We start from the raw sequence: 15568 nt of genomic DNA, 5'->3' as shown, positions 1-15568 counted from the left end.
CCACATTAAGGTTGCCCATGCTCGAGACCACAGCACTGCCAAGGAAAGCGACGCTGTCCGCGCCACTGGATACGCGGTATCAAGTCGAAACGCCGGAAGGCATCGACTTGCCACTGCGCCCGGCCGGGTTGATGGTTCGTGCGCTGGCGTTCGCCATCGACCTTGGGTTACGCGGATTGGTCCTGGGCTTGCTGTTTATTGTGTTGGCGTTTCTCGGCAAACTCGGCGCTGGGCTCGGCTCGATTCTTTTGTTCGTGGTGAGCTGGTGGTACATGGTGCTGTTCGAGGTGCTCAACCAAGGGCGCTCGCCGGGCAAACAATGGATGGGGTTGCGGGTGGTGCAGGACGATGGCACGCCGATCGGCTGGTCTGCTTCGCTGCTGCGCAACCTGCTGCGATTTTTCGACCTGTTGCCATTTGGCTACTTCCTCGGCGCCATCAGTTGCCTGCAACACCCCACCTTCAAACGCCTCGGCGACTTGGCCGCCGGCACGCTGGTGATCTACCGCGAACAACCGTTGACTCGACCGCAACTGCCCGACGTCCAGCCTCGGCGCCCGGCCTTTACCCTGACGCTGCTCGAACAACGCGCCATTCTTGGGTTTGCCGAACGCCAGGGTGAACTCTCCGAAGCGCGGACGAACGAACTGGCGTCGATCCTTGCCCAACCGTTGCAGGTCTCCGCGCCACGCGCCGTGGCGGAACTCAACGGCATCGCCCGTGGCTTGTTGGGGCCCGCATGAAGCAAAGCCTTTTCGAAAATCGCCACAAGGCCGAATGGGAGCAGTTTTCCCTGATGCTCGACCAGCTGGAGCGAGGCAAGGAAACCTCACGGATCGCCAGTTTCCCGAAAGACTATCGACGGCTCTGCCAACAGTTGGCACTGGCTCAGGAACGCGGCTACAGCAGTTTCCTGATCGACTCCTTGCAGCAACACGTGCTGCGAGGGCATCAACAGCTTTATCGGCATCGCAGTCGACTGGGCGCCAACCTACTGAGCTTTATCCTTGCCGACTTTCCGCGCCTGGTGCGCGAACAATGGCGCTTTGTGCTCTCCGCCGGCCTGATGTTTTTTGGCAGCCTGATCGGCTTCGCGCTGCTGGTGTATCTGTTCCCGGACCTGGTCTACAACCTGATTCCGGCCGAGCAGGTCAGCGAGATGCAAGGCATGTATGACCCCGACGCCGGTCACCTGGGGCGTTCGGCGGAACGCGCCGCCAGTGAAGACTGGGTGATGTTCGGTTACTACATCATGCACAACATTGGCATCGCCTTTCAGACGTTTGCCAGCGGCTTGCTGTTTGGTCTGGGCAGCGCGTTTTTCCTGTTCTTCAACGGCTTGATGATTGGCGCGGTGGCCGGGCACCTGACGCACATCGGCTACGGGCAAACCTTCTGGTCGTTCGTGATTGGCCACGGCGCGTTCGAACTGAGCGCCATTGCGCTGGCCGGTGCCGCCGGCCTGCAACTGGGCTGGGCAATGATCGCGCCGGGGCGCCTGCCCCGCGCCGAAGCGTTGCGATTGGCGGCGCGCAAGAGCGTGTTGCTGATCTGCGGCGTCATGCTGTTTCTGCTGATTGCCGCGTTTATCGAAGCCTACTGGTCGTCGATGACCGCGCCGGCGCCAATCACCAAATACCTGGTCGGCGCGGTGCTTTGGTTGTTGGTGGCGACTTATCTGCTGTTTGCCGGACGAACCCGCCATGCGCCTGAGTGACGCCACGGTCGTGATCCGCCCGCGCACCACCTGGGAAGCCATGGACCTGGGCGTGCTGCTGAGCCAGCGCCATCGACGATTGCTGATGACCAGTTGGGCCATCATCACCTTGCCGATCTTCGCGCTGCTCACCTTGTTTCTGTGGGATTCGCCCTCCCTCGCCGTGTTCATCTTCTGGTGGCTGAAACCGGCGTTCGAACGACTGCCGTTGTACATCCTTTCCAAAGTAATGTTCGGTGAAACACCCACATTGAAACAGGCGCTGCGCCAATGGCCGCGCCTGCTCAAGCCACAACTGCTGGCCAGCCTGACCTGGCGACGGCTGAGCCTGAGCCGCAGTTTTGTGATGCCGGTGGTGCAACTCGAAGGGCTGAGTGGGCAGGCACGACAACAGCGCTTGCAGGTGCTGTTGCAGCGCAACGCCGGTTCCGCGCGGTGGCTTACGATCATCGGCGTGCATCTGGAAAGCGCGTTATGGATCGGCCTGATGGTGCTGTTCTATATGTTCTTGCCGCAACAGGTCGAACTCGACTGGAGCTGGCAGACCTTGATCACCGCCGCCACACAGGACTGGCGATGGCTGGAACACCTGACCAATGCCTTTTACGTGCTGGTGCTGATTGTCTGGGAACCAATCTACGTGGCCTGCGGCTTCAGCCTTTATCTGAATCGGCGCACGGTGCTGGAAGCCTGGGACATCGAACTGGTGTTCCGCCGATTGCGCCAACGCCTCAACACCACAGCGGTCACTCTGCTGCTGGCCGCGATACTGCTGGTGCCGGCCGCACCCAACGTCTGGGCCGACGAGCCGGTGATCACGCCGGACAGCCCACGCCTGTTGGATCAGCCGCTGACCAGTCAGGCGTCCAAAGACAGCATCAAGAAAATTCTCGATCAGCCCCCGTTCAAGAACAAAGAAACGGTGACCCGCTATCGATTTGGCGAAGACAAACCCGACACCCAAACACCGGATGACGGGAAAACACCTGAATGGCTGAAGGCCTTGGCCAGTCTGTTCGATAGCCAGCGTTTCGGCTTTCTCGCCACCTTGATTGAAGGGCTGTTGTGGGGCGCCGTGATGGGTGCCATCGGCTTGCTGATCTGGCGTTACCGCGGCTGGTTGCAGGCGTTCGTCAGCCGTCGGCCGGCGTTCAACCGTAAAGTCGCACGCCCATTCCCGCCGCAAGCGTTCGGTCTGGACCTGAATCGCGAAACCCTGCCCGCTGACATCGCAGCCAGCGCCGAAAGTCTCTGGCAAACCAACCCGCGCGCTGCCCTCGGGTTGCTCTATCGCGCCCTGCTCAGCCATCTGTTGCACGACCACAACATGGCGCTGAAACCCGCCGACACGGAAGGCGAGGTGCTCCAACGCGTCGAGCAACTGCATCAACCGGCCTTGCTGGCCTTCAGCAGAAACCTGACCAGGCACTGGCAGAACATGGCCTACGGGCATCGCCTGCCGCCCGCGCATTTGCAACAGGAACTCTGTGACGGCTGGCGAACATTGTTCGGCCCGGGAGCGCCCCGTTGAGCCGGCGGTTGCGGCTTTCGGTCGGCGTGTTCATCAGCGTGCTGGTGGGCGTGCTGAGTGTTTATCTGTACCTGAAGGCCACGCCCTATCAGGCAGAAATCGATCACGGCCCGTCCCCCGAAGCCCAGGCCAATCCCTATTTGGCCGCAGCGCATTTCCTGCGCAAACAGGGCCTGACCGTCAGTCACGCCAACAACCTCGACGTGCTGCCCACCCTCGATCCGCATCAGCACAGCCTGTTGTTGCTCGGGGACCGGTACAACATGACGCCGCGCCAGATCGATCAAGTGATGAACTGGACCCGGGCCGGCGGGCGCCTGTTGTTTGTCGCCCAGTCGCTGTGGGATGAAAGGACCGGCCAGAGCAATGACCTGCTGCTCGACCGGGTGCAGCTGCACCAGTCGCTGAGCAAAGACCTCAAGGAGCCGCCGCCCACTATTGGCGGCAACCCTTACCCCAAACTGACCAAGCTGTATCTGGAAGACGAAGACGCGCCGGCCTACGCCAGCTTCGATACGGCGTTCCATCTCGAAGACCCGAAAAACCTCGCGCAAGCCTGGGCCAACAGCGGCAAGGCCACGCACATGATGCAGCTGAACCACGGGCTCGGTTCGATCACCGTGGTCACCGACGCCGACCTGTGGAAAACCCCGGCCATCGACCAGTACGACAACGCCTGGCTGCTCTGGTACCTGACCGCCGACACGAACGTGACCCTGCTGTTCAACACCGATCACGACAGTCTGCTGACCTTGCTCCTGCGTAATTTCCCTCAGGCGTTGGTCGCCCTCATCGCCCTGATCGGGCTTGCGCTCTGGCATGTCGGGGTACGCCATGGTCCGCTGCTGGAACCTGCTCCGAAAGGTCGCCGGCAACTTCAGGAACACCTGCGCGCCAGCGCCGATTTCATGTTGCGCCGCAACGGGCAACAGCACCTGCTGCAAGCCTTGCAGCAAGACATCCTGCGTCGTGTGCGGCGCCGTCATCCCGGTTTCGAACAATTGGACGTTGCCGAGCAATGGCGGGTGCTCGCACGCCTGACCGGCCAATCCACACGCGCTATCAGCCAGGCCATGAGCCCGCGACCGAAGCAGCGGCTGTCCAGCGCTGAATTCAGCCGTCAGGTCGCCCACCTGCAAACCTTGAGGAACACGCTATGAGTGAACAGATCGAGCCCGGCGTGCCCTCCCACGCCGCTCAGCAACGCCAGCGCGCCAGCCAATTGGCCCAAGCGGTACGGACCGAATTACGAAAAGCCGTGATCGGCCAAAACACGGTGATCGACGACGTCCTCACCGCCCTGATCGCTGGCGGCCATGTGCTGCTCGAAGGCGTGCCGGGGTTGGGCAAAACCTTGTTGGTGCGCGCCCTCGCCCGCTGCTTCGGTGGCGAGTTCGCACGCATCCAGTTCACCCCCGACCTGATGCCCAGCGACGTGACCGGGCACGCGGTGTACGACTTGCAAACCGAGCAGTTCAAACTGCGCAAAGGTCCGCTGTTCACTAACCTTTTGCTCGCTGACGAGATCAACCGCGCCCCGGCGAAAACCCAGGCCGCGCTGCTCGAAGCGATGCAGGAACGCCAGGTCACCCTCGAAGGGCGCGCCCTGCCCATCGTGCAACCGTTCATGGTGCTCGCCACGCAAAACCCCATCGAACAGGAAGGCACTTATCCACTGCCCGAAGCCGAGCTCGATCGCTTCATGCTCAAGGTGCGCATGGATTACCCCGACGCCGAGCAAGAGCTGAACATGGTTCGCCAAGTCAGCCGCTCGACCCGCGCCGACATGCTCGACGTGCAACCGCTGCGCACCGTATTGCAAGCCAAAGACGTGCTGGCCTTGCAACGCATCGCCAGTGATTTGCCGCTTGACGATCAGGTCCTCGATTACGCCGTACGCCTGGCCCGCACCACCCGCACCTGGCCGGGCTTGACTCTCGGCGCCGGGCCACGCGCGTCCATCGCGCTGGTGCGTTGTGCCCGAGCCCGGGCCTTGTTGCGCGGTGGCGAGTTTGTCATTCCCGACGACATCAAAGGCTGCGCCCTGGCGGTGTTGCGCCATCGTGTGCGCATTGCGCCGGAGTTGGACATCGAAGGGCTGGACGTCGATCAGGTGCTCAAGCAACTGCTCGATCAAGTGCCGGCGCCGCGTCTGTGAAACCTTCGCGCCTGCTATTGATCTGGCTGGCGATCCTGCTGGCCATCGGCATTGTGCTGGGCACTTTGCGGGCATTGGACGTTGAAGCCCCCGGCAGTCTGTTGTCGATCAACTGGGGATTGCTGCTGGCGCTGTTGTTCTTGGCGATACTCGACGCCATCCGCCTCAAACGCCTGCCCTCGCCGCGCGTGCAGCGGCAGATGCCTGGCAGCCTGGCGCTCGGTCGTTGGGGCGAAGTACGGCTGGAGGTCGAGCATGATTTCCACCAGCCGTTGCACATTCAGATCTTCGATCACGTACCGCAGGGGCTGAGCTTTGAAAACCTGCCGTTGTCAGTCGAACTGCAACCCGGTCAACGCAGCCGGATCGGCTATCGGCTGCGCCCGCTAAAGCGTGGGCACTTCACCTTCGAACACTGCGAAATCAACCTGCCAAGTCCGATGGGATTGTGGTCGGACAAACGCCTGCTCAACGTCGCCGACAACACCCGCGTCTACCCTGACTTCGCCCGACTCTACGGCGGCCAGCTATTGGCGGTGGATAGCTGGCTGAGCCAGCTGGGTGTACACCAACGGCAACGTCGCGGGTTGGGTCTGGAGTTTCATCAACTACGCGAATTCAGAGAAGGCGACAGTCTGCGCCAGATCGATTGGAAGGCCACAGCTCGCCATCGCACGCCCATCGCACGTGAATATCAGGATGAGCGCGACCAACACATCATCTTCATGCTCGATTGCGGCCGGCGCATGCGCAGTCAGGATGATGAGCTGTCGCATTTCGATCACGCGCTGAACGCTTGCCTGCTGCTCAGCTACGTAGCACTGCGCCAGGGTGATGCGGTGGGCCTGAGTACGTTTGCCAGTGATCAACCGCGCTACCTCGCCCCGGTCAAAGGCACCGGGCAACTGAACGTGCTGCTCAATACGGTTTACGACCTCGAAAGCACCCGGCGCCCTGCCGACTATCAGGCCGCCGTCAGCCAATTGCTGGTTCGGCAGAAACGTCGCGCGCTGGTGGTGCTGGTGACTAATTTGCGGGATGAGGACGATGAAGAATTGCTGACAGCCGTCAAGCGTCTGGCCAAACAACATCGAGTTCTGGTTGCCAGCCTGCGCGAAGAAACCCTCGACCGTTTACGCCATGCACCGGTTCAGACTCTCCCCGAGGCGCTGACCTACTGCAGCACAGTGGATTACCTCAATGCCCGCGCCGAACACCATGAGAGGTTGAGCGCTCATGGTGTACCGGTGCTGGAGGTACGCCCCGTGGAGCTGGGCGCGCATCTGATCACTCAATATCTGCGCTGGAAAAAAGCAGGAATGATTTAGCGCCCCAAGTAATTGACCAGAAATGCCCAATAGCAAAAGTGTAAATGCTCAGGTATTGGGCCATCTCAAGGTTACCTCTGACGTGCTGCCATCGAACCAATTATATAAATGGAACCTCGCAAAGACAGGCTGATTCCGCTCAGGTCCTACGAACCTAAAATTACTATCTGCCCATCCGTCCGCAAGAGTTGTAACCGAATAGTCACCTTGACTTCCGGGAGTTCGCTCCATTGAAACTACTTTGCCTTTCACCGACTTTCCAGTGGCTAACGACACCACGTGCACCCCATAGCTAAAAACCGTTGTGCGCGGACCGGGAAAGTACTCCTTGTTAAGACCAAAGCTGTTGTCTATCCGGCAGTGGTAATCACCCACAGTCGCTTTGACTCTTTTAGGGGGGGATGGTAAAGGGAAAGCCTCACTTCTTAGCGACAGGAAAAAAACATCGTCTGAAGAAACATTAGCGCCACAGGCCACTTTCCAGTCCAAACCTTGAGCGGTGAGCACTCGCCCAACCGAGGGTTCCAACGACACCCCGGACGGCGGGTCAATCATCTCCATCGATACGGTTGTACCCAACAACGGACTTGCTTCAGAGGGCCTCAACTGGAAAGTCTGATCCGCTCCTTTAGTGATCCAGGCAAAATCTCCACGATCTATATTGTTCATCAACAATGCGACATCTTTGGTCCAAACCGAATATGTCGAGTCCTTAACTTGCAGATCCAGATGAGGCCTTGTTCCATCCAGGCTGACTACGGAAGCCCGAATGGTGTGAGTCTTCAAAGACGTGCTCCAGCGATGGGTATACTCTGCCCGTCCATCCTCCCCACTCTGCGAAATGTCGAAGCTCTCATCAGAACGCGCCCAGGTCACCGCGACACCAGGTCTTGGTTTAGAGGTGCCTGCTGACAGCACCTGCACACTCAGTTTCACCTCTTTGCCCTCATCCACCGGTTCAGAAGGAACAACAGGGTTACTCAGGATAAAACTGTCTTCCAGCATCGTAAAAACCAACCGAGCCGAATCCAACCCAAACTCCCCAAGCACTGATGCGTTCAATGCACCATTCCCTATCTTCATCGGTAACAGAAACACAATCCGCGCCTTGCCCTGCGCATCGGTGCCAACCGGTTCCAGCGCAACACCCTTGAAGAACCAGTGCACCTTCACTCCTTCAACCGGCTCACCCGTTGAAGCGCTGACTACCGTTGCCTCGGCACTGACCTCTTCTCCCGGATAATTCTCAAGGCCAGGGCTGGTCAGCTCTTGGATCAAGCAGGGCTCTTGCACGTGGTATTCAAATTCGAATACATCGGTTCCTCCGACGATGCTAGCCGTCAATCTTCCTGGCCCCGGGATCGTCGCAATGAAACTGATACGCGTCACACCGTAGAAGTTAGTTACGGTGATCGCATGCTCCATTGCTACGTCAGTTCCTTCCCACTCCACCTGTATATTTTTCGCAGATTGGCCGGACAATGCACTGGCCAACGTGATTTCAAACGTCATCGTCTCGTGCCAACCGGCGACTTTGTGTTCCTGGCGCCTCCCAGACATGATGAGCGCCTGCGCATTGCTGCCCAGGGAAAACGCGTTCAGCGGTGAGCGCGCCAATAGTCTCGAGGCCGACAGTTGCAAAGAAAACGCCGCGTCGGTCTGATCACCGGCCAGAAGGCTGACCGGCAAACCGTCAGCCGCCAATTCCCTTGGCACCCCTAGCCCTACCGGCCCAAACGACAGTTGCGGATCTATCTGGTCGACGCCAATCAGCCCTAACGTCAGCGCTTGATTGTGTAATGGACTGTCTTGCGGGGCGGAAAGGGTCAAGTCGAGCCTATCGCCTCGACGGGGAAAGAGCGTTTGCCCGCCCCAAGACCCCGCCAGGCCCGAGCTCGCTTGTACGTTGAGGTCGAGCCAGGGATCGTCCTGGTAGGCGTGCACTGCAAACGTATGCTCGATTTGGGTAGCGTCATAAGGATTGCTGATCAGGGCGCGGATGTTTTGCCCCCCCGTTGTCAGCGGTTGATAATCGCGCTGGGCGATACCGTCCGAGCCGGTCACCGACACTTCTTCAACGTCGTCCCACTCGACGGGCACGTTGCTCGCTGGCTTCCCAGTGAACGCTGACAGGTACCGCACGGCCAGCCGTGCACTTTCGGCTTTACTCAGGACAGGGTCCGTTGCAACTTCGAACGCAGTGCCAATCACCACTTTGTTGTGAGCCAGCTTCAGTCTGAGTGCCGGTGGTTGGGTGTACGCTTCACCGGTCAAGACCTTGACCTTCCAACTACGTTCTGCAGGTTCAGTCGCGCCAGTGAAGTCACAGCGGTAGCGCACGCCGCCGGCCGTCATGGGTGAAGGTTCTGTCAAGGAAGGGGTAAGGATCCATCCCGGCGGCAGATCCGGCGCCATAGAGGTTTCAAGCATCAACCCATGCAAACCGCCCAGGTCGTTTGTGGGCAGGATTGTCAGGTCGTGGGACGTGCCGATGCACGGATACAAATTAACCTCGGCATCCCAGTTTTCTGGCTTCTGATCGAACTCCAATGTGGTCTCTTTGACCAAATCGAGGGGAAGCGTCCGAAAAGCCAGGTCAAGAGGCTCCAGTCCGTTCGAGAGTACGAGCAAGTCAAATACACCGCTTAGTTCGGGCAGCATCCCATGAACATTCCAAAGTACTCCTTCCGAGGTAATGGGATTCTTATCCGCCATTTTGCGTATGAGAATCACATTCGCGCTTTCCGGATCGCGCCATTGCAGAGAAACACTTTTGCCTATCAACGGACTGCCGGGTTCCACCTTAAGGTGCAGTTGCGTCGTGAACTCGCCAACATCACACACCACACCAGCATTCACCCGATCGGCCACAACGCCGTCCAGTGTGAAACTCGCCGTCCTCCACGAACTGGTCTGCACCGTCTTGATGGCAAAAGCGTGCTCCAGCAATTGCCCTCCTTCACGCGGATTGACCCGCGCTGTGAGGGTGTAATCCCCGTGCTCTGCTGGTCGATCGATCACACTGGCCCAGCCGTTCACGCCGGTATAGGTTCGCTGAAGTCCATGTGGCGAGTCCCATTCGACCGGCACGCCCGAGATCGGCAGGTCACCCAGGCTCAGCACCCGCACCATGCACCAGACGTAATCACCTTCATCCACCACCGGGGTGCGGTTGGCTTCGCGGACCTCACCGATCTTGAGGCTGTGGCGAGCCAGCGACATGGGATTGATCACTGTAGGTTCGCGCAGCTCGGCACAGCACAACCGTAAGCCGAAAGAACTGTCCTTGATGTCCTGGCAATCCAGCTCCCAGTCCAACTGTGTGCCGGTGACCAGGATTGGCTCCAACAAGGGAGGCTGCACCGCCACCCCCAGTTCATCCGGCAATCCACCTTCCCAGGCCAGCCATACATTCAGGTCGCGCAATGGACTGTCGGGGGCAAACAGCGCTGACAACTGATACGTCGCACCACGATCAGGGTAGCCCTGTTTTTCGCCCCAGAATGCGGCTTGCATACTCGGGAATTGTACTTTCACCGCCTTCAGAGGATCCGTGGCATGGGCTCTTATACTGAACGTTTGCGCAGCGCTACCCTGCGCGTAGAACGGGCTTTGAACGCTGGCGTCTATCGAGCGCAGGCCTTCGGTGTCAGGTGTGTAGTCAAACCAGGCAAAGCCACCTTCATCCGTGCTGCCTCGAAAAAGCACCTCGTCGCCGTGCATCCAGCAAACTTCGCGATTGCGCATCGGAAGACGGGAGTAATACGACGTCACCTGAACGCCTAACTTGACCGACTGACCGTACTCGATCACCGGCTGATAAGCCGGTTCCAGACAGGTACTGACGGTCAGCCTGTGGTGCCCCAGCGAAACCGTCATCGCATAAGCGTCGGCGTGGTATTTGCTGTAGATGGACAAACTGAACAGTTGCGTGTCGTCTCTGATCGGCACCGGGCAATCCACTCGCCACGGTGTTTCGATCAATTGGTTTTCTCCCCATTCGGGCGAGACGACCACCGCATCCAAAGGATTGTCGAAGCTCCATAACAACGCCTCGGTTCCCCGCCAAGGGCTGCCTGGCGCAGGCTCGAACGACAACTGGTGACTCACCTCCCCGGTCGCTCCGTGACACAAGTAAAGACAGGGTTGCTCACCCGGGCTAAATACCTGCCCGTCATTAATGATGTGGGTCAACACCAGCGGAGGCAGTTCGACATGAAGGTTGATACGGGCAACGATGACGTCTTTTAAGGCTGTTGCCTGACTCGGGCTTTTGATTTCAATATTGAAAACATCATCCTCCAGCACATCGAACTCAAGTGGCGTGGTAACAGGGGTCAGACTTAATGCTCTCGTTTCAGGGTCTTGCGCACTATTGCCGCTCGGCGGCAGTGGGATTTCGAGCTTATCGTCCGTACCTCGTCTACTGATGAGGAAAGAGCCAGCCTGTTCATGACGATTGTCATAAAGAAAACTCAGGCTGTATCGCTCCCCCGCCGACTGCTGGACGGGAGCCGGCATTAATTGCCCCACCCCCGAGCCTTTGTAAAGAGACATGTAGGAGATAGAGACCCCTTCCCACTCTCCGCTTTTTAAATCGATGTTTCCCCCAGTTGCGCCAACGTCTTCCCAGTGAACGTACCCCTCATCGAAGTGCCCATTGGCGATAACATTGCTTTCGGTGTTGACAGGCTTACTGTTCATTTCTCAGTCCCTCGAGCGAATTTTATCGGCGTCGTTTACATAGTCTTGTACCTTCCTGGAAAACGTGGGGCCTCCCACCTTGGCGGTGTACCGGACCTTCAGGATGATGTCGTTCAGGGCGGCCAGTTGCTGGCTCTGCGGTAAGCGTTTTGGCCAGGGAAATGACAGTGCCCAACGCGATACCGCACCTGTATTTTCGAATGTATTGCGCAGCCCTTCGTCGGGTTTAAACGCGGCCACTCCGGTATCGTCCAACCCCATGGAGATGGCCATGTGTTCACCGCTGCTGACATTGAGCAGTACATCTGCCGGCGCGATCATTGCTTCTTTGGCATACAGATACTCCAGCGACTGCGGTGAAGCCTTAAGCGCAGTGGCGCTGCCGATTTGCGTCAGCGTTGCACACACATTCTCATAGGGACCGAGTAGGGTCGGCAGGGTCACTTCCACGGCGCTGATCTGGCGGCAGTAGTGGTTGTGGTAATCACGATCGAACAACAGTTGAGACAATTTGAAATTCAACGTGCCGGTCTCGGTCAGGGCGTCCAGCGCCCCGACCCAACCTATGATTTCCTGCTTGTCGGTACTGTCCTCGAACAGCTGACGCAGCGACACGGTCTTGACCATTTCAAGGCGTCGCTCATAGCGCAGAAGATAATCAGCCTCCATGCGCAGCAGATCGAGCCGCAGCGCATCCCCGGCGGTCAAGCCGTAATAGTTGTCCAGCCAGGCATCGGTGCGTATGTGCGAAAGATCGAACTCGGCTGTCTCCACCTGCAATGCGCTCTGGGCACTGAGGCACAAACTGACCACTTGATCGTAGGCCTGATAATGCAAGGTCTTGCACTGCCCCAGGTACCAGCGATACAGCTCGACGCGCGTGGCTCGGGTAAGCAGAAAGTCATAGAGCGCCTGGGTCTGGGCGTTCGTCCTGATAACCTGTGCCAGATTGGCCTCGGCTGCGGAAACCGCGTGCTCCAGGGCATTGATGTTGTCATCGATCATCACCAGCTCTGACGAGGCCTGATCCCGCGCCAAGCCCCAGTCCTCACGCCGCCGACGATAGCTTTCGGAGGTGGCATCTTTCTCGGCATTACCGCGTACGACGTCTGCCGCGACCTGGAATCCATAACCAACGGCTCTCGGAATATTGCCGGGCTGATGCCCGCCGTTGGCCAGACCAAAGATATTGGGGAAGACATCAATCACAGCTCCGGCCATTTGCAAGGCGGTACTGAGCGCCGACAGCGTTTTCGCGTCGTCGATAGCCTCCATAACCTTGTACTCGGTACTGGAAATGTTATCCGCATGCAGCTTGGCGTAATGCAATTGCCGTTGCTCAGTCATCGAGCGACTGCTACGCAACGCAGCCAGGCTGGCCCTCACTTGAGCGATATTTTCTTCCTGCACGGCCTTGGTGAAGGCGCTCAGTTCGGTCAGGTGACGCTGTTGCAACAGTTCCTGCTCGCCTCGGTCCTGTTGCTCAAGCAGACGCATCACCTGGTTACCGCACTCTTGCAGATACTGCGTCGCACGGATCGCCGCATCGAACAGCACTCGCCAGCGAAACGCCGCCACTCGCAGCGGTCCGCCCATCGGCCGTACGGGACCTGCACCGCCAGCGGCCAGATTATTCAGCAGATCAGAAGGGTTGATCGTGCTAAACAGCTCGACAGACATAGGTTTGCCGTCGAGCGTCAGGTTGTTGCGCAGGTTGTAGATGCGTTGTGCTGGCAACTCATATAACTGCAACACTCGCTGGCTGACCGGCAACCTGAAACGCCCTGTGCCGATAACACCGAAATCTTCAAAAAATCGGGTTTTGACCGGCAGCCATCCTGAATCCAGCACGATCTCGTGTTCAAACGCCTTGAGCGCAGCGCTGTCCTCCAGCTCCGCGACCAGCTCCGCCAGTGTGGCAGGCGTCCACTGGCTGAGCGTACGCGTATCCGGCGTTTCGCCCATCAGATTCTTGGCCCGCAGGTACTGCAATTTGGCCGCCACCAGACTGTCTCGCGTCAATTGCCGGTACAGCCAGTCGCCCCACGCCACGAGGTTGGCGACATAATCGAGAAAAATCAGCATCTGGTAGTGCCGGGGTGTCGAGTAGGCAATCGCATCCGGATCGGTTGGATTGTCGGCTTCGCAACCCACATCACCATTCTCACCACTGACGACAGTTAACGGCCGGCAGCGCCAGTAGCGAGCTTTCGGATTCGCCGGACGGGCGCCTGAAGCGGCGGGAGCCTGGGGATCGAAGATGAAATGAAGCCATTGTTGGGCTTCGACAAAACGATCCTCATCCTTCAGCCGAGTCGCCACCAGATGGGGCAAATGAAAAAACAACTCCCAGAAGAAAAGCCCGTTGGCGCCATCGAACGGCCCGTTAGGCTCGACCATCTGGTCAGGCAACGGCGACTCCTCGGGAAACTGGGTGTCCCAGTCGAGCACCGCGTCTATCGATACGTTGGAGCGTGTGACCAGTTCAGCACCGATCAACGTATTGAGGCGCACATACTTGAGCTTAAGGGCCGGATTATTGAGGTGCAGGAACTGAGCCCCGCGCGAATCGGTTTTGTGCAGTGCTGGAAGAGGGGTTTCAGCGGGAACGCCCTTTAGCGCCAACGTGAAGGTTTTGGTGCCCAGGCCCGGACTCGACAGGGTGAACGTCGCTGTCAAACCGGCGAAGTTATCGCGGTCAAAGCCCAGCCACCCGGTTGACCAGCCACCGTTATTAGAGTGCGGATGGACACTGGGGCCAGGGTCTCCACCTGCAGAGTATTTGAGTGTCAGTGTGAAATTGTTGACTGTTCCGACCGCCCCCGGTGTCAACAACGCACAATGCGCTTGTACATGCAGCCGTTGCTTACCCGCTTGGAGTGCTACAAAGGCTTGGAGCGTGTATTTTTCTGCCAGTGGCCCTTCCGCTGTGACCGCTTCGGTCATGCGGGAAAAATCTACCGGCGCAACCCGTTGCTGAAGGGTCAAGGGGCTCGCGAAGCGGACCTTGGCCAGGTAATCCATCACCGACTTTTCATCGGCCACCTTGCGAAACAGCGCGTCGCGCGTTTCGTAGATTTCCACGGGGTCGGGTCGGGGCCCTGTCAAGCTGCCGTTGGTCAAGTGCACCGCGAGCCTGCCTTTGGGGTATAGCGGATCCACATCATCACGCAACATCACCGCCACCAAACGACAGCCTGGACTTACATCCTTGTCAAACTGTGACAGGTTCAACCGTATCGGCGGTGACCACTGGCCGCTCAGCGTGATAAAGGCCACCTTCAGCTCAATCTCATAGGGCTTTTGCAGCTTGTTATTACCATCGAACAACGCCTGGCGCCATTCGGCCCAGACCATGCACAAACGCCCACCCCAAAATACATGACGACTGTCGAGTACCTGCACGTCGGATGGGATATCGACGGGTTTCCATTCGCTCCAGGCTGCCGGGTTGATCGCTACCGAGGCTGCATTCAGCTGGATGTCGGCCTTGCGCCAGAAATAGCGATACGGTGCGATCCGTTCCTGACCGACCAGATAGTAATCGGCACTGAGCACGTCATGACCGTCAACATAGCCGTTAAGCACTTCCAGATTGCAAACCTCTTCAAAGGCCCGCAAGTACTGCTGAACGCCCAGTTGCACCGAATCGGTTGTCAGTCGAGTCTGGTTGAGATTGTTTTCAAGTTCTTTGAACAGGCTTGTCTTGCGGATACGCGCATAGGGGGTGATGTAATCTTCGGGCATGCACTTGAGCAGTTGACTGGCGGACCATAAAGGATACTGACTGGCAATGTCCCAATCTTTCAGGTGCTTGCGATCAAACTCCCGATCGGTGTAACCAGGCTCCAGTTTTTGATAAACAGCGTGTATGTATTGCTGAAAACAGCTGACCGCCTCGGCGACCCAGGATGTTTTGACTTGATGATTATCCAAGGGGTCAGTACGCAACCACTCCAATAAATCATCCGCCGTTTTAATCGCCGGCAAACCTTCCTTATCTTCATCGATTTCTTTGATACCCAGAGCACATTCGATCAAAGCGTCGCGTCGCAGGGCGGTTGCCCGGCTGATGTTTTCCGTAGCCATTGCCATCTCCTGTTTGCTGAATCGTCGCCCTATCGACAAAC

Annotated in this window: 8 protein-coding genes; 6 read left to right on the top strand and 2 right to left on the bottom strand. The window is 58.3% G+C overall.

Features of this window, described 5'->3' with window-relative positions:
- Positions 1-17 precede the first annotated feature (17 nt).
- From QK293_RS02730 to QK293_RS02705, 6 genes are read left to right on the top strand one after another with little or no spacing between them, the layout of a single operon-like run.
- Positions 18-743, top strand: a complete 726-nt coding sequence (locus tag QK293_RS02730) for an RDD family protein (protein ID WP_282375449.1) — start codon at positions 18-20, stop codon at positions 741-743.
- Positions 740-1717, top strand: coding sequence for a stage II sporulation protein M (locus QK293_RS02725; protein ID WP_282375448.1), 978 nt, complete (start codon positions 740-742; stop codon positions 1715-1717). The genes QK293_RS02730 and QK293_RS02725 overlap by 4 nt, the downstream gene beginning before the upstream one ends.
- A complete protein-coding gene (locus tag QK293_RS02720) occupies positions 1704-3248 on the top strand; it encodes a DUF4129 domain-containing protein (RefSeq protein ID WP_282375447.1) in 1545 nt (514 codons plus the stop codon). Before QK293_RS02725 ends, QK293_RS02720 begins: the two co-directional genes overlap by 14 nt.
- Complete coding sequence (locus tag QK293_RS02715) at positions 3245-4408, top strand: DUF4350 domain-containing protein (protein ID WP_282375446.1); 1164 nt, start codon at positions 3245-3247, stop codon at positions 4406-4408. Before QK293_RS02720 ends, QK293_RS02715 begins: the two co-directional genes overlap by 4 nt.
- A complete protein-coding gene (locus QK293_RS02710) occupies positions 4405-5406 on the top strand; it encodes a MoxR family ATPase (protein ID WP_282375445.1) in 1002 nt (333 codons plus the stop codon). The genes QK293_RS02715 and QK293_RS02710 overlap by 4 nt, the downstream gene beginning before the upstream one ends.
- Positions 5403-6734, top strand: coding sequence for a DUF58 domain-containing protein (locus tag QK293_RS02705; RefSeq protein WP_282375444.1), 1332 nt, complete (start codon positions 5403-5405; stop codon positions 6732-6734). Before QK293_RS02710 ends, QK293_RS02705 begins: the two co-directional genes overlap by 4 nt.
- Before the next feature lie 48 nt (positions 6735-6782).
- Here QK293_RS02705 and QK293_RS02700 read toward each other — a convergent pair whose 3' ends face one another.
- Both QK293_RS02700 and QK293_RS02695 read right to left on the bottom strand, forming a co-directional pair.
- Positions 6783-11438, bottom strand: coding sequence for a hypothetical protein (locus tag QK293_RS02700; RefSeq protein ID WP_282375443.1), 4656 nt, complete (start codon positions 11436-11438; stop codon positions 6783-6785).
- Positions 11439-11441: 3 nt separating this feature from the next.
- Positions 11442-15527 (bottom strand): neuraminidase-like domain-containing protein, encoded by a 4086-nt coding sequence (locus QK293_RS02695; RefSeq protein WP_282375442.1) that lies wholly within the window; start codon positions 15525-15527, stop codon positions 11442-11444.
- Between the last annotated feature and the right edge of the window lie 41 nt (positions 15528-15568).

The organism is Pseudomonas sp. AL03, from assembly GCF_029960815.1.
In the GTDB taxonomy this organism is placed as follows: Bacteria; Pseudomonadota; Gammaproteobacteria; order Pseudomonadales; family Pseudomonadaceae; genus Aquipseudomonas.
Note: the sequence above shows the minus strand (reverse complement) of the source record. Positions and strands in the feature narration are given on the sequence as shown.

Coding starts and splice junctions, on each gene's coding strand:
- QK293_RS02730 (WP_282375449.1), top strand. CDS start 18: ATGCTCGAGACCACAGCACTGCCAAGGAAAGCGACGCTGTCCGCGCCA.
- QK293_RS02700 (WP_282375443.1), bottom strand. CDS start 11,438: ATGAACAGTAAGCCTGTCAACACCGAAAGCAATGTTATCGCCAATGGG.
- QK293_RS02725 (WP_282375448.1), top strand. CDS start 740: ATGAAGCAAAGCCTTTTCGAAAATCGCCACAAGGCCGAATGGGAGCAG.
- QK293_RS02720 (WP_282375447.1), top strand. CDS start 1,704: ATGCGCCTGAGTGACGCCACGGTCGTGATCCGCCCGCGCACCACCTGG.
- QK293_RS02710 (WP_282375445.1), top strand. CDS start 4,405: ATGAGTGAACAGATCGAGCCCGGCGTGCCCTCCCACGCCGCTCAGCAA.
- QK293_RS02695 (WP_282375442.1), bottom strand. CDS start 15,527: ATGGCTACGGAAAACATCAGCCGGGCAACCGCCCTGCGACGCGACGCT.